The 19819-nt window shown below is 73.9% G+C and carries 23 protein-coding genes; 4 read left to right on the top strand and 19 right to left on the bottom strand.

The window, feature by feature from the left end; translation table 11 throughout:
- From ruvB to thrS, 17 genes are all read right to left on the bottom strand, one after another.
- Positions 1 to 681: Holliday junction branch migration DNA helicase RuvB (ruvB, locus tag ACI6PP_RS15830; protein ID WP_421112574.1), on the bottom strand; the 681-nt coding region annotated here is incomplete at its 3' end.
- 17 nt (positions 682 to 698) lie between these two features.
- Positions 699 to 1319 carry a Holliday junction branch migration protein RuvA gene (gene ruvA, locus ACI6PP_RS15825; protein WP_421112573.1) on the bottom strand — a complete coding sequence of 207 codons (621 nt, stop codon included), beginning with the start codon at positions 1317 to 1319 and terminating at the stop codon, positions 699 to 701.
- The gene (gene ruvC / locus ACI6PP_RS15820; protein ID WP_421112572.1) at positions 1316 to 1837 is read right to left on the bottom strand and encodes a crossover junction endodeoxyribonuclease RuvC; all 522 of its coding nucleotides are present in this window, start codon (positions 1835 to 1837) and stop codon (positions 1316 to 1318) included. Before ruvC ends, ruvA begins: the two co-directional genes overlap by 4 nt.
- A gap of 165 nt (positions 1838 to 2002) precedes the next feature.
- A complete protein-coding gene (locus ACI6PP_RS15815) occupies positions 2003 to 2764 on the bottom strand; it encodes a YebC/PmpR family DNA-binding transcriptional regulator (RefSeq protein ID WP_421112571.1) in 762 nt (253 codons plus the stop codon).
- A 73-nt stretch (positions 2765 to 2837) separates the two neighbouring features.
- Complete coding sequence (gene pdxT / locus ACI6PP_RS15810; protein WP_421112570.1) at positions 2838 to 3452, bottom strand: pyridoxal 5'-phosphate synthase glutaminase subunit PdxT; 615 nt, start codon at positions 3450 to 3452, stop codon at positions 2838 to 2840.
- A 32-nt stretch (positions 3453 to 3484) separates the two neighbouring features.
- Positions 3485 to 4516 carry a signal peptidase I gene (locus ACI6PP_RS15805; RefSeq protein WP_421112569.1) on the bottom strand — a complete coding sequence of 344 codons (1032 nt, stop codon included), beginning with the start codon at positions 4514 to 4516 and terminating at the stop codon, positions 3485 to 3487.
- A complete protein-coding gene (locus ACI6PP_RS15800) occupies positions 4513 to 5100 on the bottom strand; it encodes a SipW-dependent-type signal peptide-containing protein (protein WP_421112568.1) in 588 nt (195 codons plus the stop codon). Before ACI6PP_RS15800 ends, ACI6PP_RS15805 begins: the two co-directional genes overlap by 4 nt.
- A complete protein-coding gene (locus tag ACI6PP_RS15795) occupies positions 5097 to 5816 on the bottom strand; it encodes a hypothetical protein (protein WP_421112567.1) in 720 nt (239 codons plus the stop codon). The genes ACI6PP_RS15800 and ACI6PP_RS15795 overlap by 4 nt, the downstream gene beginning before the upstream one ends.
- Positions 5813 to 6406, bottom strand: a complete 594-nt coding sequence (locus ACI6PP_RS15790) for a signal peptidase I (RefSeq protein ID WP_421112566.1) — start codon at positions 6404 to 6406, stop codon at positions 5813 to 5815. The genes ACI6PP_RS15795 and ACI6PP_RS15790 overlap by 4 nt, the downstream gene beginning before the upstream one ends.
- Positions 6399 to 6980, bottom strand: coding sequence for a hypothetical protein (locus ACI6PP_RS15785; RefSeq protein ID WP_421112565.1), 582 nt, complete (start codon positions 6978 to 6980; stop codon positions 6399 to 6401). The genes ACI6PP_RS15790 and ACI6PP_RS15785 overlap by 8 nt, the downstream gene beginning before the upstream one ends.
- Before the next feature lie 28 nt (positions 6981 to 7008).
- A complete protein-coding gene (locus ACI6PP_RS15780) occupies positions 7009 to 7545 on the bottom strand; it encodes an alternate-type signal peptide domain-containing protein (RefSeq protein WP_421112564.1) in 537 nt (178 codons plus the stop codon).
- 142 nt (positions 7546 to 7687) lie between these two features.
- Positions 7688 to 8590 carry a pyridoxal 5'-phosphate synthase lyase subunit PdxS gene (gene pdxS, locus ACI6PP_RS15775; protein WP_421112563.1) on the bottom strand — a complete coding sequence of 301 codons (903 nt, stop codon included), beginning with the start codon at positions 8588 to 8590 and terminating at the stop codon, positions 7688 to 7690.
- A 61-nt stretch (positions 8591 to 8651) separates the two neighbouring features.
- On the bottom strand, positions 8652 to 9782 hold the full coding sequence (locus ACI6PP_RS15770; RefSeq protein ID WP_421112562.1) for a glycosyltransferase family 4 protein: 1131 nt from the start codon (positions 9780 to 9782) through the stop codon (positions 8652 to 8654).
- A gap of 4 nt (positions 9783 to 9786) precedes the next feature.
- Positions 9787 to 10671: a phosphatidylinositol mannoside acyltransferase gene (locus ACI6PP_RS15765; protein WP_421112561.1), complete on the bottom strand. Its 885-nt coding sequence runs from the start codon at positions 10669 to 10671 to the stop codon at positions 9787 to 9789.
- On the bottom strand, positions 10668 to 11267 hold the full coding sequence (gene pgsA / locus ACI6PP_RS15760; protein ID WP_421112560.1) for a phosphatidylinositol phosphate synthase: 600 nt from the start codon (positions 11265 to 11267) through the stop codon (positions 10668 to 10670). Before pgsA ends, ACI6PP_RS15765 begins: the two co-directional genes overlap by 4 nt.
- The gene (locus ACI6PP_RS15755; RefSeq protein ID WP_421112559.1) at positions 11267 to 11827 is read right to left on the bottom strand and encodes an HIT family protein; all 561 of its coding nucleotides are present in this window, start codon (positions 11825 to 11827) and stop codon (positions 11267 to 11269) included. Before ACI6PP_RS15755 ends, pgsA begins: the two co-directional genes overlap by 1 nt.
- Positions 11824 to 13809 (bottom strand): threonine--tRNA ligase, encoded by a 1986-nt coding sequence (gene thrS / locus ACI6PP_RS15750; RefSeq protein WP_421112558.1) that lies wholly within the window; start codon positions 13807 to 13809, stop codon positions 11824 to 11826. Before thrS ends, ACI6PP_RS15755 begins: the two co-directional genes overlap by 4 nt.
- A 174-nt stretch (positions 13810 to 13983) precedes the next feature.
- On the opposite strand from thrS, the gene ACI6PP_RS15745 reads away from it, so the two are divergent.
- The 4 genes from ACI6PP_RS15745 (at position 13984) to ACI6PP_RS15730 (ending at position 17844) form a co-directional block, all read left to right on the top strand.
- Complete coding sequence (locus tag ACI6PP_RS15745; protein ID WP_421112557.1) at positions 13984 to 14589, top strand: TetR/AcrR family transcriptional regulator; 606 nt, start codon at positions 13984 to 13986, stop codon at positions 14587 to 14589.
- Entirely contained in the window at positions 14586 to 16040 is a 1455-nt protein-coding gene (locus ACI6PP_RS15740) for a flavin-containing monooxygenase (protein ID WP_421112556.1), read from the top strand. The genes ACI6PP_RS15745 and ACI6PP_RS15740 overlap by 4 nt, the downstream gene beginning before the upstream one ends.
- A complete protein-coding gene (locus ACI6PP_RS15735; protein ID WP_421112555.1) occupies positions 16037 to 16633 on the top strand; it encodes an acetoacetate decarboxylase family protein in 597 nt (198 codons plus the stop codon). The genes ACI6PP_RS15740 and ACI6PP_RS15735 overlap by 4 nt, the downstream gene beginning before the upstream one ends.
- A gap of 221 nt (positions 16634 to 16854) precedes the next feature.
- Positions 16855 to 17844, top strand: a complete 990-nt coding sequence (locus tag ACI6PP_RS15730; protein ID WP_421112554.1) for an aldo/keto reductase — start codon at positions 16855 to 16857, stop codon at positions 17842 to 17844.
- Positions 17845 to 17934: 90 nt separating this feature from the next.
- On the opposite strand, the gene ACI6PP_RS15725 is transcribed toward ACI6PP_RS15730, so the two are convergent.
- Positions 17935 to 18774 (bottom strand): helix-turn-helix transcriptional regulator, encoded by an 840-nt coding sequence (locus tag ACI6PP_RS15725; RefSeq protein WP_421112553.1) that lies wholly within the window; start codon positions 18772 to 18774, stop codon positions 17935 to 17937.
- Positions 18771 to 19751, bottom strand: coding sequence for an SDR family oxidoreductase (locus ACI6PP_RS15720; RefSeq protein WP_421112552.1), 981 nt, complete (start codon positions 19749 to 19751; stop codon positions 18771 to 18773). The genes ACI6PP_RS15725 and ACI6PP_RS15720 overlap by 4 nt, the downstream gene beginning before the upstream one ends.
- Between the last annotated feature and the right edge of the window lie 68 nt (positions 19752 to 19819).

Genomic DNA, 19819 nt, shown 5'->3' with positions numbered 1-19819 from the left:
GGGCGTGCCGCGTGAGCGGGACGCGATCTGGTGGCCGCCGTCGCGCGTGACCTCGACCTCGAGCAGGGCCGCCGAGCGGTCGACGATGCGGTGCAGCTCGTGGGTCTCGTAGAACTCGAGCTGGGCGGTGAAGCCGAACCGGTCGCGCAGCGGCCCGGGCAGCAGGCCGGCGCGGGTGGTGGCGCCGACGAGGGTGAAGTGCGGGATCTCGAGCGGGATCGCGGTGGCGCCGGGCCCCTTGCCCACAACGACGTCGACGCGGAAGTCCTCCATCGCCATGTAGAGGAGCTCCTCGGCCGGCCGCGACATCCGGTGGATCTCGTCGACGAAGAGCACCTCGTTCTCGCCGATGCCCGACAGGATCGCCGCGAGGTCGCCGGCGTGCTGGATCGCCGGGCCGCTGGTGAGACGCAGGGAGGCGCCCATCTCGGCGGCGACGATCATCGCCAGCGTCGTCTTGCCCAGCCCGGGCGGACCCGACAGCAGGACGTGGTCGGGCGTCGCGCCGCGGGCCCTGGCAGCCGACAGCACGAGGTCGAGCTGCTCGCGGACGCGCTCCTGGCCCACCAGCTCGGCGAGCGTGCGGGGACGCAGCGCCGCCTCGACGGCGCGCTCGTCGCCCTCCGCGGTGGCCTCGACGAGGCCGCGGTGGTGGGTGACCACCTCGTCGTCGTCGGTCATGCGCGCCCCCTCGTCCATCAGCTGCGCGCCAGGCTACGCAGGGCCGAGCGCAGCAGGGCGGGGACGTCGGGCCGCCCGGACGCGGCCACCTGGTCGGCGGCCATGTCGCTGACGGCCGAGACGGCCATCTCGGCCTCGGTGGTGGACCAGCCGAGCCCGACGAGCGCGGTGTGGACCTGGTCCTTCCAGGTGGACGGTGCCGCGGCCCCGACACCGGCGGGCGGGACGGCCCCGGTGGCGGGACCGATGCGGTCCTTGAGCTCGAGGACGATGCGCTGGGCGCCCTTGCGGCCGATGCCCGAGACGCTGGTGAGCGCCGCGAGGTCCTCGCGGGCGACGGCGTTGCGCAGCTCGTCGGGGCTGAGGGTCGCGAGCATGGCCTGGGCCATCTTGGGTCCGACGCCGCTGGCGGTCTGGGCCAGCTCGAACATGTCGCGCTCGTCGTCGTCGGCGAAGCCGTACAGCGTCAGGGAGTCCTCGCGCACCACCATCGAGGTGGAGATGCGGGCCTCCTGGCCCAGACGCAGGCGGGCCAGCGTGGTGGGCGTGCACAGCACCTGCATGCCCACGCCGCCGACCTCGACGACGGCGGTGCTGAGCGTGAGGGCGGCGACCTGGCCGCGGACGAAGGCGATCATCGGGTCCTCCCGGCCTTGGCCAGGGCGGCCTCGAGGCGGTCGTGGGCGGGGCCGCGCCAGATGTGGCAGATGCCGAGCGCGAGGGCGTCGGCGGCGTCGGCGGGCTTGGGGGGCGTGCTGAGGCGGAGCACCCGGGTGACCATCTGGGCCACCTGGGCCTTGTCGGCGCGGCCGCTGCCGGTGACGGCGGCCTTGACCTCGCTGGGGGTGTGCAGCGCGACGGGCAGCCCGTGGCGCGCGGCGACGAGCATGGCGACGCCGCTGGCCTGCGCAGTGCCCATCACGGTGCTGACGTTGTGCTGGCTGAAGACGCGCTCGACGGCGACGGCGTCGGGACGGTGCTCGAGCACCCACTCCTCGAGCCCACGCTCGACCGCGAGCAGCCGCTGGGCGACGTGCGCGTCCGTCGGCGTGCGGACCACGCCGACCGCGACCATGGCGAGCGGACGCCCGGGCTGGCCGTCGACCACGCCCACGCCGCACCGCGTGAGCCCGGGGTCGACGCCGAGGACACGCATCAGGCGAGCCACACGGCCCGGAGCGAACACATGTTCGACAGGCTAGACGAGGCACTCCCGCCCACCGGCTCCGACGCGCCGGACGGGCTGGGCGGCGGACGAGAAAATCGGCGTATGACCGCCCGGTGCGGTCATACGCCGATTCTCGTGTGGCTGGGCCTGCAGCTAGACCTGCGCCATGACCTCATCCGACGCATCGAAGTTGGTGAAGACGTTCTGCACGTCGTCGGAGTCCTCGAGGGCGTCGACGAGGCGGATGACCTTCTCGGCGCCGTCGACGTCGACCTCGACGGTCATCGACGGGACGAAGGAGGCCTCGGCGGAGTCGTAGTCGAGGCCGGCGTCCTGCAGGGCGGTGCGGACGGCGACGAGGTCGGTGGCCTCGGAGATCACCTCGAAGGAGTCGCCGAGGTCGTTGACCTCCTCGGCGCCGGCGTCGAGGACGGCCATGAGGATGGTGTCCTCGTCGGTCTCGCCACCCTCGCCCTGGTCGCGCGGGACGAGCACGACGCCCTTGCGGTTGAACATGTACGACACCGAGCCGGGGTCGCCCATGGAGCCGCCGTTGCGGGTCATGGCGGTGCGGACCTCCATGGCGGCGCGGTTCTTGTTGTCGGTGAGGCACTCGATGAGCATCGCGACGCCGCCGGGCGCGTAGCCCTCGTACATGATCGTCGTGTAGTCGACGGCCGAGCCGTCGAGGCCGCCGCCGCGCTTGACCGCGCGGTCGATGTTGTCGTTGGGGACCGACGACTTCTTGGCCTTCTGCACCGCGTCGTACAGCGTGGGGTTGCCGGCGAGGTCGGCGCCGCCGGTGCGGGCCGCCACCTCGATGTTCTTGATCAGCTTGGCGAACATCTTGCCGCGCTTGGCGTCGATCACGGCCTTCTTGTGCTTCGTGGTCGCCCACTTGGAGTGGCCTGACATCGGCGGTCCTTCCCGTCCCTGCGGTGCGTCGTCGCGTCCCCGCGGTGCTGTGCGTTCGTGTGCGGCGTCAAGACTACCGCCGGGCGTCGGCCACCATCTGGACGAGCAGGGCGTGCACGCGGTCGTCGGTGCCGACCTCGGGGTGGAACGACGTCGCGAGCAGGTGCCCCTGGCGGACGGCGACGACGCGACCGTCGGCCGCTCCCCCGCTGACGCGCGCCAGCACCTCGACGCCCTCGCCGTGCGACTCCACCCACGGCGCGCGGATGAAGACGGCGTGCACCGGCTCGTCCCAGTCGGCGAACGACAGCCGGGTCTCGAACGAGTCGACCTGACGACCGAAGGCGTTGCGGCGCACGGTGACGTCGAGACCGCCGAAGGTCTGCTGGTCGGCGGCGCCGTCGAGCACCCGGTCGGCCAGCAGGATCATCCCCGCGCAGGTGCCGAGCACGGGCATCCCGCCGGCGACCCGGGCGCGGACCGGCTCGGCCAGCCCCCAGCGGCGGGCCAGCTTGTCGATCGTGGTCGACTCCCCGCCCGGCAGCACCAGGCCGTCGCACTCGTCGAGCTCGGACGGGCGCCGCACCGCGACCGCCCGGCAGCCGAGGCGCTCCAGGGCCTGCAGGTGCTCGCGGACGTCGCCCTGCACCGCGAGGACGCCGACGGTGGGTGGGGCGGGGTCAGTCACCCGGAGAGGCTAGCGGCAGGCGCGGACGACGCTCAGCAGCGGACGCCGTTGGCCAGGCCGAGCACCGACAGGGCGCTGACGGTGCGCGTCGCGGCGCTCGACGTCCAGGTACTCGCCGACGTGCCGGCCGGGTACGCGACGACGGCGACGTTGATCGTGCTGTTCACCGCGAGCAGCGCCGCGAGGTCGCCGCCCGGCACGTTCTGCGAGCTGCCGGTGGAGACCGTGTAGGTCCGGGACCCTCCGAGGTTGCTGAGGGTCACCTGGAAGTCGAAGGCGGCGACGTCGGTCCACGACAGCGTGATCGACGGGTAGTACCCGAGCACGGCCCCGCCGTTGTTGGCGCAGGTGAGGGCGGCCGGCTGGGTGACCGTGAGGGCGGACATCGTGCTGGTGGCGGTGGACGCGTCGGTGAACGCCGCGAGCGTCGACGGCACCGCTCCCCCGGCTCCGGCGACGACCGCCGTGGCGACGACGGCCACCGCCACCCGCCGCAGACCGACGGGCGACGATCGGCGGGCCCGCGGCTCGACCGACTCGTCCACCTCGGCACCGCCGTCGCCGTCGTCGTCGTCCGACCGCCTCGACGGCCCGAACGCCACCACGAGGAGGACGCCCGACAGCATGCCGCCCGCGAAGATCCCGACCGGCCCCGACACCGCCGCGACGGCGCGTCCGAGGTACGGCGCGTGCGCGACGACGCGGTCGGCGTCGGTGACGACGTACGGCTGCGCGTCGGCGACGTCGTTGGCGTCGCCCTTGAGGACGAGGATCGCGGTGTCACCGGCGCGGGTGAGCTCGACGACCCGGTGCGTGATGCGGGTGCCGGCGGGGTCGACCACGCTGACCACGTCGCCGACGCGCAGGTCGGCCGCGGGCGTCGAGCGGGCGAGGGCCAGGCTGCCGGTAGGGATCTCGGGCGACATGGAGCCCGACCGGAAGACGAGGGGCGTGACGCCGAGCAGGGCCGCGGCCAGCGCCGACAGGACGCAGAGCGTCCCGAGCACCGCGCCGACCACCAGCAGGCCGGAGCGCACGGACGAGGTGGTGCGACGCGCGGTCATCCGAACGTCGTCCCGGTGAAGGTGAAGGTCGCCGTGGTCGTGGCGCCCTGCAACGACGAGGGCGCGCCCGAGGACAGCCCCACCTGGACGCAGACGTCCTGGTCGGCGCCGGACGTCGGCGGGTTGAGCTGCCCGCCGACGGTCACCGCGCCCCCGGCGAGACCGGTCCGGTTGACCACCTCGGACGAGCCGGTGCCGCAGGTGGACGACGTGCCCGCCCCGACCACGCCCGCGTCCGTGCGGATCACGGTGACCAGGTTGGCCGCCAGGTTCTTGGAGTCGGCGTTGGTCGCGCCGACCCCGATCGAGTAGATCAGCGGCACGGTGCCGCGGTTGCGCACGGTGATCACCGCGGCCTTGGTGCTCCCGGGCGCCAGGCCCGACACGTCGAGCGTGCCGAAGGCGGTGGTCTGCTCGTTGGTCGCCTTCAGTCGCAGCGTGGCGGTGCCGGTGGCGAAGGAGCTGGTGGCGGTCGACGTGTCGGTCCACAGCGCCGAGGTGCCGACCGCCCCGAGGCCGAGCACGAGCCCCAGGGAGAGCAGCGCGAGCACGCGGTCGCGCAGCGTGGGCGCCCCGCGGATCACCGTTCCTCCCGACGCCGGGTCGAGGCGAGCGCCGCGCCGGTGCCGAGGACCAGCGCCCCGGCCCAGACGAACCACGCGCCGACGGGTGCGCCGGTGCCGGGGAGGTCGCCCGACGGGCCGCCGGTCAGCGGCGCGGTGCCCGCGGTCGACGGGTCGGTGCTGCCGAGGGCGTCGACGATCGGAGGTGCCGCGCCCTCGTCGTCGGCGTCGTCCTGGCCCTCGGCGCCGCCCTGGCCCGCCTCCGACGCGACCACCTCGGTCAGCACGACGCGCAGCGAGACGCTCTCGCGCTCGGTCTGGGTCCGGTTCCTCGACGACGCGACGATGCCCACCTCGACGCGCACCCTCGTCACCTGGCCGGGCTCGAGCACGCCGAGGTCGTCCTTGGTGGTGCCGGCGCCGCGCACCGTCGCCACCCGGTCGCCCGAGCGCACCGTCACCTGCAGGTCGGCCATCAGCGCGTCGCCCTCACGACCGGAGGTGCCGAGGGACAGCGCGGCGGCGGTCGGGCCGTCGTTGCGCACCCACAGCCGGCCGGCGGCGACGTCGCCCGGCACCCAGGTGGTGGGGGCGTCGCTGAGCACCGGGCGGTCGAGCGAGGACGACCACGTGCGCCCGTCGAGGCTGAGCGCCACGCGGTCGCCGTCCGCGCCGCGGGCCACGCCGGGGACGCCGACGACCAGCAGCACGACCAGCAGGCCGAGGAGCCGCCTCACCGTGCCGACACCTCCTCCGGACGGCTCGCGTGCCGGCCGCGCGTGCGGGGGCCGCGAACGGCGTCGACGGCGGCGCCCGTCAGCTGGAAGGCGGCGTAGAGGACGAGCCCGCCCACCACCACCGCGAGGAGGACGACGTGCTGATCCCCGCTGATCAGGGTGCTGACGCGGCCGAGGTGCGGCACGTCGTACCAGACCGCGCCACGCACCTGGACCGGACGGACGGGCTCGGCGTCGGCGACGTCGTTGGCGTCGCCCTGGGTGGTGAAGGTCGTGCGTCCGCGGCCGTCCACCGACACCCCGACCACCCGGTGCGTGACGACGGTGTCGCGCCCGGACTCCAGCTGGTAGGTCACCACGGTGCCCACCTGGACGTCGTCGGTCGCGATCGGCCGCACCACGACGAGCGTGCCGGGTGGCATCTGGGGGCGCATGGAGCCGGTGAGGATCGTGTACGGCGTCGCGCCGGCGACGCGCGGCACGACCACGGCGGCGAGCAGCACGGCCACGGCGCCGAGCAGCACCGCCCAGACCAGCACGCGGGCTACGCCGCGGACCCAGGCCCGCGCGCGCGTCCCGGACTCAGCCATTGCGGGCCTGCCTGGCGGTGAAGGTGAGGACCACCGACGACGTCTGCCCGGCCTGGGCGTTGGTGGACGCCGGGTCGAACCGGACGCGCACGCAGTAGACGGTGGACGCGGTCGGCGCGAGCGTGCCGCCGTACGCGGTGCTCGCGCCCTCGAGCGCGCCGCTGTACAGGGTCGTGCCGGTGGGGTCGCCCGTCGCCGGGCAGGCCGACGCCGACGTCACCTGCACGACCCGCAGGAGCAGGCTGCCCGCGAGCGCGGTGCTGCTCTGCGTGGCACCGGAGAGCCGGACCACGTAGTCGATGTCGCCGCCGCTCGAGACGGTCAATGGCGCCTGGACGGCGCCCCCGCCCGCACCGGGGCCGACCGCCGCCGCGTCGAGACCGGTGAACCGGTACGACTTCACCGCGTCCGCCGAGGTGGTCCCGCTCAGCACGGTCAGCCTGCCGGCGGTGATCGTGCCGGTGCCCAGGGTCGCCGACTGCGACCAGGACGCGCCGGACGTCAGCGGCGGTCCGAGGAGGACCGCCGCGACGACCAGTGCCGCCGCGGCGGCGGCGAGCCTGCGGACGGACACGGCGGTGACGGCGATCGTGGCGCCGACCTCAGTTGCCGGAGGTGCCGGGGGCGGTCTGCGTGACCCGGAGCGCCAGCGTGGACAGGTCGGCGGTGGCGGTCTGCAGGGTGGTGCCCGAGACCGTGGTCGGGAAGGTGAACGTCACCTTGGCGGTGAGCGCCTTGGTGTCGTCGGCCGCGGTGACGGTCGTGACCGGGGTCGCACCCTCCAGCACCTGCGTGGTGACCGTGGCACCGCCGGTGCCGACGAGCGCGCCGGTGACGCTGGCCGGGTCGACGCCGACGGTGGCCGTCAGGTTGTTGCCGGCCGCGGCGAGCGTGAAGCCCTTGGTGTAGACGAGCACGTCGCCGGGCACCACGCGGTAGGTCGAGATGTTGCTGATCGTGTTGGCGCCGTTGGACCACGAGCCGGCGGTGGCCGACGGCGTGAGCGTCAGCTTGCCGGACGTGATCGTGCCGCCGTTGACGGTGCCGCTGTCGCTCCAGTAGGCCAACGAGCCGGCGCCGCCCGCGAGGAGGGCGACGGCGGCGGTCGCCGCGACGGCGCCCTTGGTGGACTTCTTCATGCGCTGGTCTCATCTCGTCCGAGTCGGCTACGGGAGGTTCCCCGTCGTCAATACTGACGAGGGAGCAGCCGGATCGTGACGGACAGAAACGGACCTTCAGGACATCTTGACCGGGGCTTGAGATCGCCCCCGGTCCCGCGGCTCACCAGCCGCGCTCGGCCAGCCGGTGGGGCTCGGGGACGTCCTCGACGTTGATGCCGACCATGGCCTCGCCGAGGCCGCGCGAGACCTTGGCGATCACGTCGGGGTCGTCGTGGAACGTGGCGGCCTGGACGATCGCCTCGGCGCGCTGGGCGGGGTTGCCCGACTTGAAGATGCCCGAGCCCACGAACACGCCCTCGGCGCCGAGCTGGCGCATCATCGCGGCGTCGGCGGGGGTGGCGATGCCGCCGGCGGTGAAGAGCACGACGGGCAGCTTGCCCGCGGCCGCGACCTCGGCCACCAGGTCGTAGGGGGCCTGCAGCTCCTTGGCCGCGACGAACAGCTCGTCGGGCGAGAGCGACGTGAGACGCGCGATCTCGCCGCGGATGGTGCGCATGTGGGTGGTGGCGTTGGAGACGTCGCCGGTGCCGGCCTCGCCCTTGGAGCGGATCATCGCCGCGCCCTCGGTGATGCGGCGCAGGGCCTCGCCGAGGTTGGTGGCGCCGCAGACGAACGGCACGGTGAACTGCCACTTGTCGATGTGGTGGGCGTAGTCGGCCGGGGTGAGCACCTCGGACTCGTCCACGTAGTCGACGCCCAGCGACTGCAGCACCTGCGCCTCGACGAAGTGGCCGATGCGGGCCTTGGCCATCACGGGGATCGAGACCGCGGCCTGGATGCCGTCGATCAGGTCGGGGTCGCTCATCCGCGCGACGCCGCCCTGGGCACGGATGTCGGCGGGCACGCGCTCGAGCGCCATCACGGCGACGGCGCCGGCGTCCTCGGCGATCCTGGCCTGCTCGGCGTCGACGACGTCCATGATGACGCCGCCCTTGAGCATCTCGGCCATGCCGCGCTTGACGCGTGCGGTGCCGGTGGCGGGGGTGGCGTTCGACTCGGTCACGACGGGGTCCTCCTGGGGGCGTGGGCGTACCGCTCGATCGTACGGTCCGCGGCACCTGCGGTCAGGACGTGCGGCGTCCCGTGGACGGGAGGTCGGTCACCCCGGCGTAGACGTCGAGCACCCGGCGGGTGACCTCGGACCAGTCGTAGGCCCGGACGGCGCGTCGGGCGCCGCGGGCCCGCGCGGGCGTCCCGGGGTCGGCGAGCACGTCGGCCACGGCGCCGGCGAGCGCCCGGGCCGACCCGGCGGCGAACGTGCGTCCCCACCGTCCGCCGGCCAGGACGTCGTGGAACGCGGGCAGGTCGCTCGCGACGACGGGCGCACCGGCGGCCATCGCCTCGAGCAGGACGACGCCGAAGCTCTCGCCGCCGGTCTGCGGCGCGAGGTAGACGTCGGCGCCGGCGAGCAGCCGGGCACGGCGACGGTCGTCGACGCGTCCGACCACCTCCACGTGGTCGCGCAGCGCGTCGGGCACGAGTCGGCGTGCGGCGGCGACGTGACCCGCGCCCGCGACGACGAGGTGGGCGTCGGGGTGGGCCTCGACGACGTGCGGCATCGCCGCGAGGGCGACGGCCAGGCCCTTGCGCGGCTCGTCGAACCGGCCGAGGTAGACCAGGCGCGGCCCGGGGCCCGGGCGCCGCTCGCGGTCGGCCGCCGCGACGTCGAACGCCGCGACGTCGAGGCCGTTGGGGATCACCTGGACGTCCGTGCCGAGCCCCCACCGCTCCACGACGGCGAGCGCGTGGTCGGACACCGCGACGGCGGCGTCGAGCCGCGCGAGCGCCGGGCGCAGCACCGGCTCGGAGACCGTCATCGCGCGCGAGCGGCCGATCTGGCTGTGGAAGGTGGCCACCGCGGGCCCGTCCCACAGCCCCAGGGCCATCAGCGAGACGCTGGGGGTGGCGGGCTCGTGCACGTGGAGCAGGTCGAACCCCCCGCCGCGCACCCACCGCCGGGTGCGCGCGAGCGCGAGCGGCCCGAACGCGACCCGCGCCACCGACCCGTTGTAGGGCACGGGGACGGCGCGTCCGGCCGAGACGACGGGCGGGTCGGTGGGCGGCTCGCCGTCCGTCGGCGCGAGCACCGAGACGTGGTGCCCCGACGCGCGCAGCGACCGCGCGAGCTCGACGACGTGGTTCTGGACGCCGCCGGGCACGTGCAGCGCGTACGGGCACACCAGTCCGATCCTCATGCGCTCACCGGAAGACCCGCTGGAGCATGTGCCAGTCGACGGGGTCGCGGCGGATCGCGGTGCTGAACGCGTCGGCGACGTCCTGCGTCATCGCGGCGACGCCGTCGCGGCCGGGACGGTGCTCGACGGGCTCGTGGAACGTCAAGCGCATCTGCGCGCCGTCGTAGGCCGAGGTGATCGGCAGCAGCGTCGCGCCGGTCTGCTGCGCGAGGACGGCCGGGCCGCTCGGCAGGCTCGCCCGGCGTCCAAGGAGGTCGACCTCGATGCCGTGGCGCGACAGGTCGCGGTCGGCGAGCAGGCACACGAACGCGCCGGCGCGCAGCCGGGTGAGCAGCGTCGGCATCGGCGCGTCGCCGCCCGTCATGGGGAGCACCTCGAAGCCCAGGCTCTGCCGGAAGTCGACGAACTGCTCGTACAGGCTCTCGGGCCTCAGCCGTTCGGCGACGGTGGTGAGGGGCATCCCCTCGGCGCACGCCCAGGCACCGGCGAGGTCCCAGTTGCCCTGGTGCGGCAGCGCCGCGACGACCCCGCCGCCGGTGGCGTAGGCGTCGCGCAGGCGGTGGTCGTCGACGAGGTCGACCTTGGCGCGTACGGCGTCGGCGTCCCAGCGCGGCAGCCGGAAGGCCTCGCCCCAGTAGCGCAGGTACGACCGCATCGCGGCCCGCGTCAGCTGCTGCAGGCGCTCGGGGTCGTCCTCCCCCGTCGCGACGGCGAGGTTGGCGGCCAGCCGCCGCACGCCCTTGCCGTCACCGCGGGTGATCCGGTCGGCGATGCGGTCGAGCGCCGGTCCCACCACGCGCTCGGGCAGGCGGCTGACGACCGACCATCCCGCGCGGTACCCGAGCGCGCCGGCCCGGTCCTGCAGGCTCGGCCGGTCGGCCTGGCTCACGCGAGGGCCTGGCGCCGCACCAGGAGCATCCGCTGGACGACGGTGATCGTGCTGGCGACCGCCAGCACCGCGAGCACGGCGACGCGCATCCACGGCTGGTCGAACAGGCCGGACAGGCCGGTGACGACGAGCACCGCGACCAGGCGGTCGGCGCGCTCGGCGATGCCCCCCTTGGCCTCCATGCCGAGGCTCTCGGCGCGGGCTCGCGCGTACGACGTCACCGACCCCATGACCAGGCAGTACAGCGCGAGGCCTGCCAGCACGAGGTCGTCGCCGGTGCCGGCGTACCAGAGCACGAGCCCGCCGAACACGGCCGCGTCGGCGACGCGGTCGAGCGTGGAGTCGAGGAACGCGCCCCACTTCGAGGACTGCCCCGACAACCGGGCCATGTGGCCGTCGACGAGGTCGGAGAACACGAACGCGGTGACCACCAGCACGCCCACGAAGAACTGCCCCCGCGGGAAGAACCACAGCGCGCCGGCGCTGACGCCGAGCGTGCCGACGATCGTGACGGTGTCGGGCGAGACGCCGAGCCGCAGCAGCAGCTTGGCGACCGGCGAGAAGATCCTGGTCCAGAACTGCCGGAACCGTTCCATCAGGCTGATCCCCCGGGGGCGTCGGTGGGCCACGCGTCGCGCAGCAGGTCGCGGGTCTGCTCGAGCAGCTGGGGCAGCACCTTGGTGCCGCCGACCACGGTGATGAAGTTGGCGTCGCCGGACCACCGCGGGACGACGTGCTGGTGCAGGTGCTCCGAGAGCGACCCGCCGGCGACGCCGCCGAGGTTGAGGCCGACGTTGAACGCGTGCGGCGCCGACGCCGTCTTGAGCGCGCGCACCGCCTGCTGGGTCAGCACGGTGAGCTCGAGGGCCTCGTCGGGCGTGAGGTCCTCGAGCTCGGCGACGTGCCGGTAGGGCAGCACCATCAGGTGGCCGGGGTTGTAGGGGTGCAGGTTGAGCACGACGTACACGTGCTCGCCGCGCGCCACGACCAGGCCCCGCTCGCCGTCGGTCTCGACGTCGAGCCGCGGGATCGAGCAGAACGGGCAGCCGCCGTCGTCGTCGGAGGTGTCGTGGGAGATGTAGGCCATCCGGTGCGGCGTCCACAGACGCTCGAACGGCAGCCCGTCCCCCACCCCGGTCGGGGCGTCGTCGGTCATACCTGGGTCCGCTGCTCCACGGCCTGCACGATGCGGTCGACCGCGTCGTCGACCGCCACGCCGTTGTCCTGCTCGCCGCTGCGGTAGCGGAACGACACGGCGCCGGCCTCCACATCGGTGTCGCCCGCGATGACCATGAACGGCACCTTCTGGGTCTGGGCGTTGCGGATCTTCTTCTGCATGCGGTCGTCGGACTCGTCGACCTCGACCCGGATGCCCTTGGTCCTGAGCTTGGCCGCGACCTCGTAGAGGTAGTCGGCGTGGCGCTCGGCGATCGGGATCGCGACCACCTGCACCGGTGCGAGCCAGGGAGGGAAGGCGCCGGCGTAGTGCTCGACGAGCACGCCCATGAACCGCTCGATCGAGCCGAACTTGGCCGAGTGGATCATCACGGGCTGCAGGCGCGAGCCGTCGGGCGCGACGTACTCGAGGTCGAACCGCTCGGGCGACGGCTGGTTGAAGTCGTACTGCACGGTGCCCATCTGCCAGGTGCGGCCGATGGCGTCGCGCGCCTGCACCGAGATCTTGGGGCCGTAGTACGCAGCCCCGCCGGGGTCGGCGACGAGCTCGATGCCGCTCTGCGTGGCGACGTCCTCCAGCACCTTGGTGGCGACGGCCCAGTCGTCGTCGGAGCCGATGAACTTGTCCTTGGACGCGTCGCGGGTGGACAGCTCGAGGTAGAAGTCGTCGAGGCCGAAGTCGCGCAGCAGGCTGAGCATGAAGTCGAGCAGGTGCTTGACCTCGCCCGGCGCCTGCTCGGGGGTGACGTAGGAGTGCGAGTCGTCCTGCGCGAACCCGCGCACGCGGGTGAGGCCGTGGACGACGCCCGACTTCTCGTGCCGGTACACGTGCCCGAACTCGAACAGGCGCAGGGGCAGCTCGCGGTACGAGCGGCCGCGCGAGCGGTAGATCAGGTTGTGCATCGGGCAGTTCATCGCCTTGAGGCGGTACTCGCCGCCGTCGACGTCGATCGCCGGGAACATGCCCTCGCCGTAGTAGGGCAGGTGGCCCGAGGTGTGGAACAGGCCCTCCTTGGCGATGTGGGGGGTGCCGACGTACTCGAAGCCCTCCTCGATGTGCCGGCGGCGGACGTAGTCCTCCATCTCGCGCTTGATCACCCCGCCCTTGGGGTGGAAGACCGGCAGGCCCGAGCCGATCTCGTCGGGGAACGAGTACAGGTCGAGCTCGCGGCCGAGCTTGCGGTGGTCGCGACGCTCGGCCTCCTCGATGCGGTGCAGGTGCGCGTCGAGCGCCTCGGTGGACTCCCACGCGGTGCCGTAGATGCGCTGCAGCTGCTTGTTCTTCTCGTCGCCGCGCCAGTACGCCGCCGCGCTGCGCATCAGCCGGAAGGCCGGGATGCGGCGGGTGCCGGGCAGGTGCGGGCCGCGGCACAGGTCGCCCCAGACCACCTCGCCGCTGCGGTCCTTGTTGTCGTAGATCGTCAGGCCGCCCTCGCCCACCTCGACGCTCGCGCCCTCGGCCGCGTCGCGGGCGGTGGACTTCAGGCCGATCAGCTCGAGCTTGTAGGGCTCGCCGGCGAGCTCGTGGCGCGCCTCGTCGTCGGAGACCGCCCGGCGCGCGAACCCCTGGTTGGCCTTGATGATCTTCTTCATCCGCGACTCGATCTTCACCAGGTCGTCGGGGGTGAACGGCACCTCGACGTCGAAGTCGTAGTAGAAGCCGTCGGTGATCGGCGGGCCGATGCCGAGCTTGGCGTCGGGGAACAGCTGCTGGACGGCCTGGGCCATCACGTGCGCGGTGGAGTGCCGCAGGATGTCGCGGCCGTCGGGGCTGTCGATCGCGACGGGCTCGACGACGTCGCCGTCCTGGAGCTCGTGCGCGAGGTCGCGCAGCTCGCCGCCGACGCGCGCGGCGACCACGTCGGCGTCGTCGCGGAAGACCTCCCACGCCTTCGTGCCGGTCGTCACCGTGGTCTCGACGCTCTGGTCGTGACGGACGACGGTCACCTTCGGCTCGGGCACGATGCTCCCTGGGTTGGTGGGTGTGGCACGATCTGGCCGCCGGTCGGCGGACCCTGCGATGCTATCGGGGCGGGCCGACGTCGCCCCACCGCATGTCCTCCGGTGGGCGCGGCGACCGTCTCCGGGTGTGCAACTGCTATTGACAGTTCGTCAACGAGCCGCTGGGATCGTGTCGTGAGCACCCCCCGTCCCGACGCGCCGGCGCCCCGCTCGCGGCTGACGCCCGACGCCCGCCGCGAGCAGATCCTGCTCAGCGCCACCGAGGTCTTCACCACCCGGCCCTACGGCGAGGTCTCCACCGCCGAGCTGGCCCGCCGCGCCGGCGTCACCCGCGGGCTGGTGCACCACTACTTCGGCGGCCGGCAGGGTCTGTTCCTGGCCGTCGTGCGACGCCAGGTGATGATGCCGTGGAGCTCGCTCGACGACGTCGCCGGCGACACCCTCGCCGAGCGCGTGTCGGCCGCGATGGACGTCGTGCTCGACGCCGCCGAGACCTTCGGCCGCGCCTGGGTGGTCTTCGACGGCACCGGCGGCCTCGGCTCGGACGCCGAGGTGGCGGCCGTCGTCGCCGAGGCCGACGACCGCGCCGCCCGGATCGTGCTCGGGGCGCTCGGCTTCGACGAGCCCGACGACCGGCTCGTGGTGGAGGTGCGCACGTTCGCCGCGCTCGTGAAGGCCGCGTGCCGCGAGTGGCTGGTGACCGGGGCGCTCCCCCGCGACGAGGCCCACCGCCTGCTCACCGTCACGCTCACCGCGCTCGTCGAGGCGGAGCCGCGGTGACCCGCACGGTGGTCGTCGGCGCCGGGCTCGGCGGCGTCGCGTGCGCGGTCGAGCTGCTGCGCGCCGGGCACCGCGACGTCACGGTGCTCGAGCGGGCCGACGCCGTCGGGGGCGTGTGGCGCGCCAACACCTACCCCGGCGCGGCGTGCGACGTCCCGTCCGCGCTGTACTCCTACTCGTTCGCACCCAACCCCGACTGGTCGCGCCGGTACGCGCCGCAGCCCGAGATCCAGGCGTACGTCGAGCGCGTCGTCGACGAGCACGGCGTGCGACCGCACCTGCGTCTCGGCGTCGGGCTGGTCTCGGCGACCTGGGACGACGAGTCGTCGCGGTGGCACCTGGCGCTCAGCGACGGCTCGAGCGACGCGTGCGACGTGCTCGTCAGCGCGGTGGGCCAGCTGTCGGAGCCCGCGCGGGCCGAGCTGCCCGGCCTGGAGTCGTTCGCCGGACCCGTCATGCACACCGCGGAGTGGGACGGCGAGCACGACCTCGCCGGGCGACGCGTGGTGGTCGTGGGCACCGGCGCCAGCTCGGTGCAGGCGGTGCCGCTCGTCGCCGAGGTCGCGCGCCACCTGACCGTCCTGCAGCGCACGCCCCCGTACGTCATGCCCAAGCCCGACCGCGAGCACGGCCGTCCGCACCGCTGGCTCGCGACGCGGTTCCCCTCCCTCCTGCGGGCCGAGCGCCGGTTCGTCTGGGGCCTGACCGAGCTGCTCGCGTTCGGGCTCAGCGGCGACGGACGGGCGGCGGGCGTCGTCCGACGGGGCGTGCAGACGCTCTGCCTGCTGCACCTGCGCCGCAGCGTGCCGGACGCCGACGTCCGCGCCAGGCTGACGCCCGACCACCCCGCCGGGTGCAAGCGCCTGCTGTTCTCCAACGACTACCTGCCGACGTTCGCCCGTCCCGACGTCGACCTCGTCACCGAGCCGATCGTCGAGGTGACCGCCGACGGCGTGCGCACCACCGCCGGCCTGGTGCCGGCCGACGCGATCGTGCTCGGGACGGGCTTCCTCACCCAGCCGTTCCTGGCGAGCATCGAGGTGCGTGGACGCGGCGGACGCACCCTGGCGCAGGAGTGGGCGGGCGGCGCTTACGCCTACCTCGGCACCTGCGTGCCGGGCTTCCCGAACCTGTTCGTGCTCTACGGGCCGAACACCAACACCGGGTCCAGCTCGGTGGTCGGCATGCTCGAGGCGCAGGCCCGCTACGTCCGCCAGGCGGTCGACCAGCTCGGACGCCGCGGCGCCCGGGCCGTCGAGGTGCGACGCGAGGTGGCCCGGGAGTTCGACGACCGTCTGCAGGCGCGTCTGCGCCGCACCGTCTGGACGCACTGCGCCAGCTGGTACCGCGAGGCGTCGGGGCGGATCAGCTCGAACTGGCCCGGTCGGGTGCGGCCCTACGAGCAGCTGACCGGCCGCCTCGACCCCGACGACTTCGAGTGGGCGGCGTGACCTCCTACCCGCCCGAGCCGTGGCACCTGCACGCGCGCGCCGTCGTCGCCGTGCACCTGGTGCGCGACGCACCGCTCCCCCACGCGCCGGGCTCGCGCGTGCTGCGGGTCGGACCGTGGTCGGTGGTGGGCGTGGCGTTCTTCTCCTACGAGCCGCCCAGCCCGCTCGTCTACGAGGAGGTGATGAGCACCGTCCTGGTGCGCGACGGCCTGCGCCCGGGGGTCTCCATCACCCACATCTGGGTCGACAGCGAGGCCTCCCGCGACGGCGGCCGCGCCCTGTGGGGCATCCCCAAGGACCTCGCGACCTTCGACGTCGCACCCGGCCGTCACGACGCCCCCGGCATCGCCTCGGTGAGCCTCGGCCGACGCGTCCGCCTCCCGTTCGCGCTGCCCCTGACGTTCTCGGTGTCGCAGTCGTGGGCGGGGACGCGTCGTCGCACGCCCGTCCGCGCGACCGCCCGGCTGGGCGTCGCGTCCGCGCGGTGGACCGTCGACCCCGGCGGTTCCCTGGCGTTCCTCACCGGCTTCCGCCCGCTCCTCACCCTCACCCTCGCCGGCGCACGCGTCCGCTTCGGCCGCCGCCCCCGCTAGACCCCACACCCCCACCGCCAGCCCCACGCCCCGCGCCCCATGTCCACCGCCGAGTGGCGCAAAACCGGCCTCGACACGCGTCGGACACCCCGAATCTGCGCCACTCGGGCACGGACGTGCGCCACTCGACGGAGGGGGGCTCTGGCAGGACCTTCCTCGAGCCGCCGTCGCCGGGTTGACTCAGGGTGGAGGACCACCCACGACGCGTGAAGGAGACCAGCATGGAGAAGCGACAGCTCGGCAGCAGCGGGCTCGAGGTCTCGGCCATCGGCCTGGGATGCATGGGCATGAGCCACGGTCTCGGCCCGGCCGGCGACCACGACGAGATGGTCGCGGTGCTCCGCGACGCCGTCGACCAGGGCGTCACGCTGTTCGACACCGCCGAGGCGTACGGCCCGTTCACCAACGAGGAGCTCCTCGGCGAGGCCCTCGCCCCGGTGCGGGACCAGGTCGTCATCGCCACCAAGTTCGGCTTCGACTTCGACGCCGACGGCACGCAGGTCGGCGTCACGAGTCGCCCCGAGAACGTCCGCGCGGTGGCCGAGGCGTCGCTGAGGCGCCTGCGCACCGACCGGATCGACGTGCTCTACCAGCACCGCGTCGACCCCGACGTGCCGATCGAGGACGTCGCCGGCGCCGTCAAGGAGCTGATCGACGCGGGCAAGGTGCGGCACTTCGGCATGTCCGAGGCGGGCGCGGGCACGATCCGCCGCGCCCACGCGGTGCAGCCGGTCACCGCCCTGCAGAGCGAGTACTCGCTCTGGTGGCGCGAGCCCGAGGAGTCGGTGCTGCCCACCCTGGAGGAGCTCGGCATCGGGTTCGTGCCGTTCAGCCCGCTCGGACGCGGGTTCCTCACCGGCGCGATCGACTCGACCACGACGTTCGCCGACAACGACATCCGTGGCAGCCTGCCGCGGTTCTCGGCCGAGGCGCGCGAGGCCAACCAGGGCGTCGTCGACCTCGTCGGCCGGCTCGCCGACGACCGCGGCGTCACCCGCGCGCAGGTCGCGTTGGCCTGGATCCTCGCGCAGAAGCCGTGGATCGTGCCCATCCCCGGCACCACCAAGTCGAGCCGCGTCCGCGAGAACGTCGGGGCGGTGTCGCTCGACCTGACCGCCGACGAGGTGGCCGACCTCACCGCCGCCGCGGCGCTCATCGACGTCCAGGGCGAGCGGTACTCCGAGCAGATGCAGCAGCTGATCGACCGCTGACGGCCCCACTCGGACCGGGGAATCGGCGTATGACCAGCCCACACGGTCATACGCCGATTCACCCGGCGCCCACGCGCCGTGTCGGCAGGCTCAGTGCGCCGAGGGCGCGCCGATGACCGAGAGCAGCTGGAGCTTCTCGTGGCTCTCGCTGCCCGGCACGGCCGTGTAGACCAGCAGGTGGTGCGACTGCTCGGGATCGAGCAGGGTCTGGCAGTGCAGCTCGACGGTGCCCACCTCGGGGTGCACGAGGCGCTTGGTCTCCTTCGGGCGCAGGCCCACCTCGTGGGCGTCCCAGAGCTCGGCGAACTCCTCGCTCCTGCCGAGCAGCTGGCCGGCGAGCCGCGCGGGGTGCGAGCCGGGGCCGCGCCGCGCGACGACCTCCCGCAGCCCCGACGCGAACAGCCGCGACATGAACCGGTGGTCGTCCGGGTGGTACACCGACCGCGACTCGGGCACGGCGAACCACCGGAACCCGAGGCTGCGCTCGGGCCCCGACCACCGCGTCGCGTCACCGGTGAGCGCGACGCCGAGCGGGGTCTGGCGCAGCGTCTCCCCCACCTCGGTGATGATCTCGGCGGCCGTGTCGCCGAGCCGGTCGAGGATGCGCAGCAGGCCCGGGCCGACGTGACGGCCGTCGGAGCCGCGCGACGGCGGCTCGTGGCCGGCGAGCCGGAACAGGTGGTCGCGCTCGTCGAGCGACAGGTGGAGCCCCTGCGCCATCGCGGCGATCATCTGCGACGACGGGTGCGGGCCGCGCTCGCGCTCGATCCGCGTGTAGTAGTCGGTGGACATGTGGCACAGGGCCGCCACCTCCTCGCGCCGCAGACCCGACGTCCGGCGCCGCTGGCCGCGCGGCAGGCCGACGTCCTCGGGCTGGAGCGACTCGCGTCGGTGGCGGACGAACGCCGCCAGGCCGGGCCGGTCGATCACGCCGACTCCCCGGAGGGCGCCTCGGAGCCTGCGGCGACACCGGGGAACGTGACACCGGCCAGCTCCTCGGAGAGCGTCCACAGGCGCCGCGCGTCGTCCTCGCTGCGCAACGGGGCGTAGAGCTGCTGCTCGGCCGGCGCGCCACCGAGGTGCTGCAGGCCGCGGGGCCCGTAGAGCCGGCCGCCCTCGGCATCCGGCGAGGTCGCCGCGAGCAACGCCGGGAGCGCCGCCGTACGTGCCGTCCCGACCAGGATCCCGGCCCTGGACAGGGCGCGGATCACCCGCACGCTGAGCGTGTCGGAGCCGCGGCCCAGCTCGGGCCGCGCGGCGAGCAGGCTCGTCGGGGCGACGCCCGGGTGCGACACGTTGCTCGACACGCCCCAGCCGCCGGCCCGGCTGCGTCGGTCGAGCTCGAGCCCGAACAGCCCGACGGCGATCTTGGACTGCTGGTAGGCGGCCATCGCGTCGTAGGACCGCCGCCAGTCCGGGTCGTCCCAGTTGATCGACCCGCGGGCGGCGGCGACGCTCGTCTGCGACGTGACGCGGGCCCGGCCGGCGCGCAGCAGCGGCATCAGGTGCGCCACCAGGGCCACGTGCCCGAGGTGGTTCGTGCCGAGCTGCACCTCGAACCCGTCGACGGTCCGCTGCAGCTCGGGCGGCGACATCACGCCCGCGTTGTTGACCAGCAGGTGGATCGGGTCGCCCTCCTCGCGCAGCGTCTCGCCGAGCGCGGCGACGGACGCGAGCGACGACAGGTCGAGCGAACGGAGGCTGACGGTCGCGTCGGGCGCCTCGGCGCGGATCGCGGCGACCGCGGCCTCACCCTTGGCCCGGTTGCGGACGGGCAGCACCAGGTCGGCGCCCGCCGAGGCGAGCCGTCTGGCGATGCCGAGCCCGATGCCGTCGCTCCCGCCCGTCAGGACGGCGCGGGTGCCGGTGAGGTCGGGGACCGTGATGTCGATGCTGGTGCGGGCCATGGGCTCCTCCTGTTCGAACCGGCCACGACGACGGCGTGACGGCTGCGGTCTGCCTCCACCATGGCGCA

This window comes from Solicola agrisoli (assembly GCF_049059935.1).
Classification (GTDB): domain Bacteria; phylum Actinomycetota; class Actinomycetes; order Propionibacteriales; family Nocardioidaceae; genus JAURVT01.
This window is presented reverse-complemented; position numbering and strand designations above follow the sequence as displayed.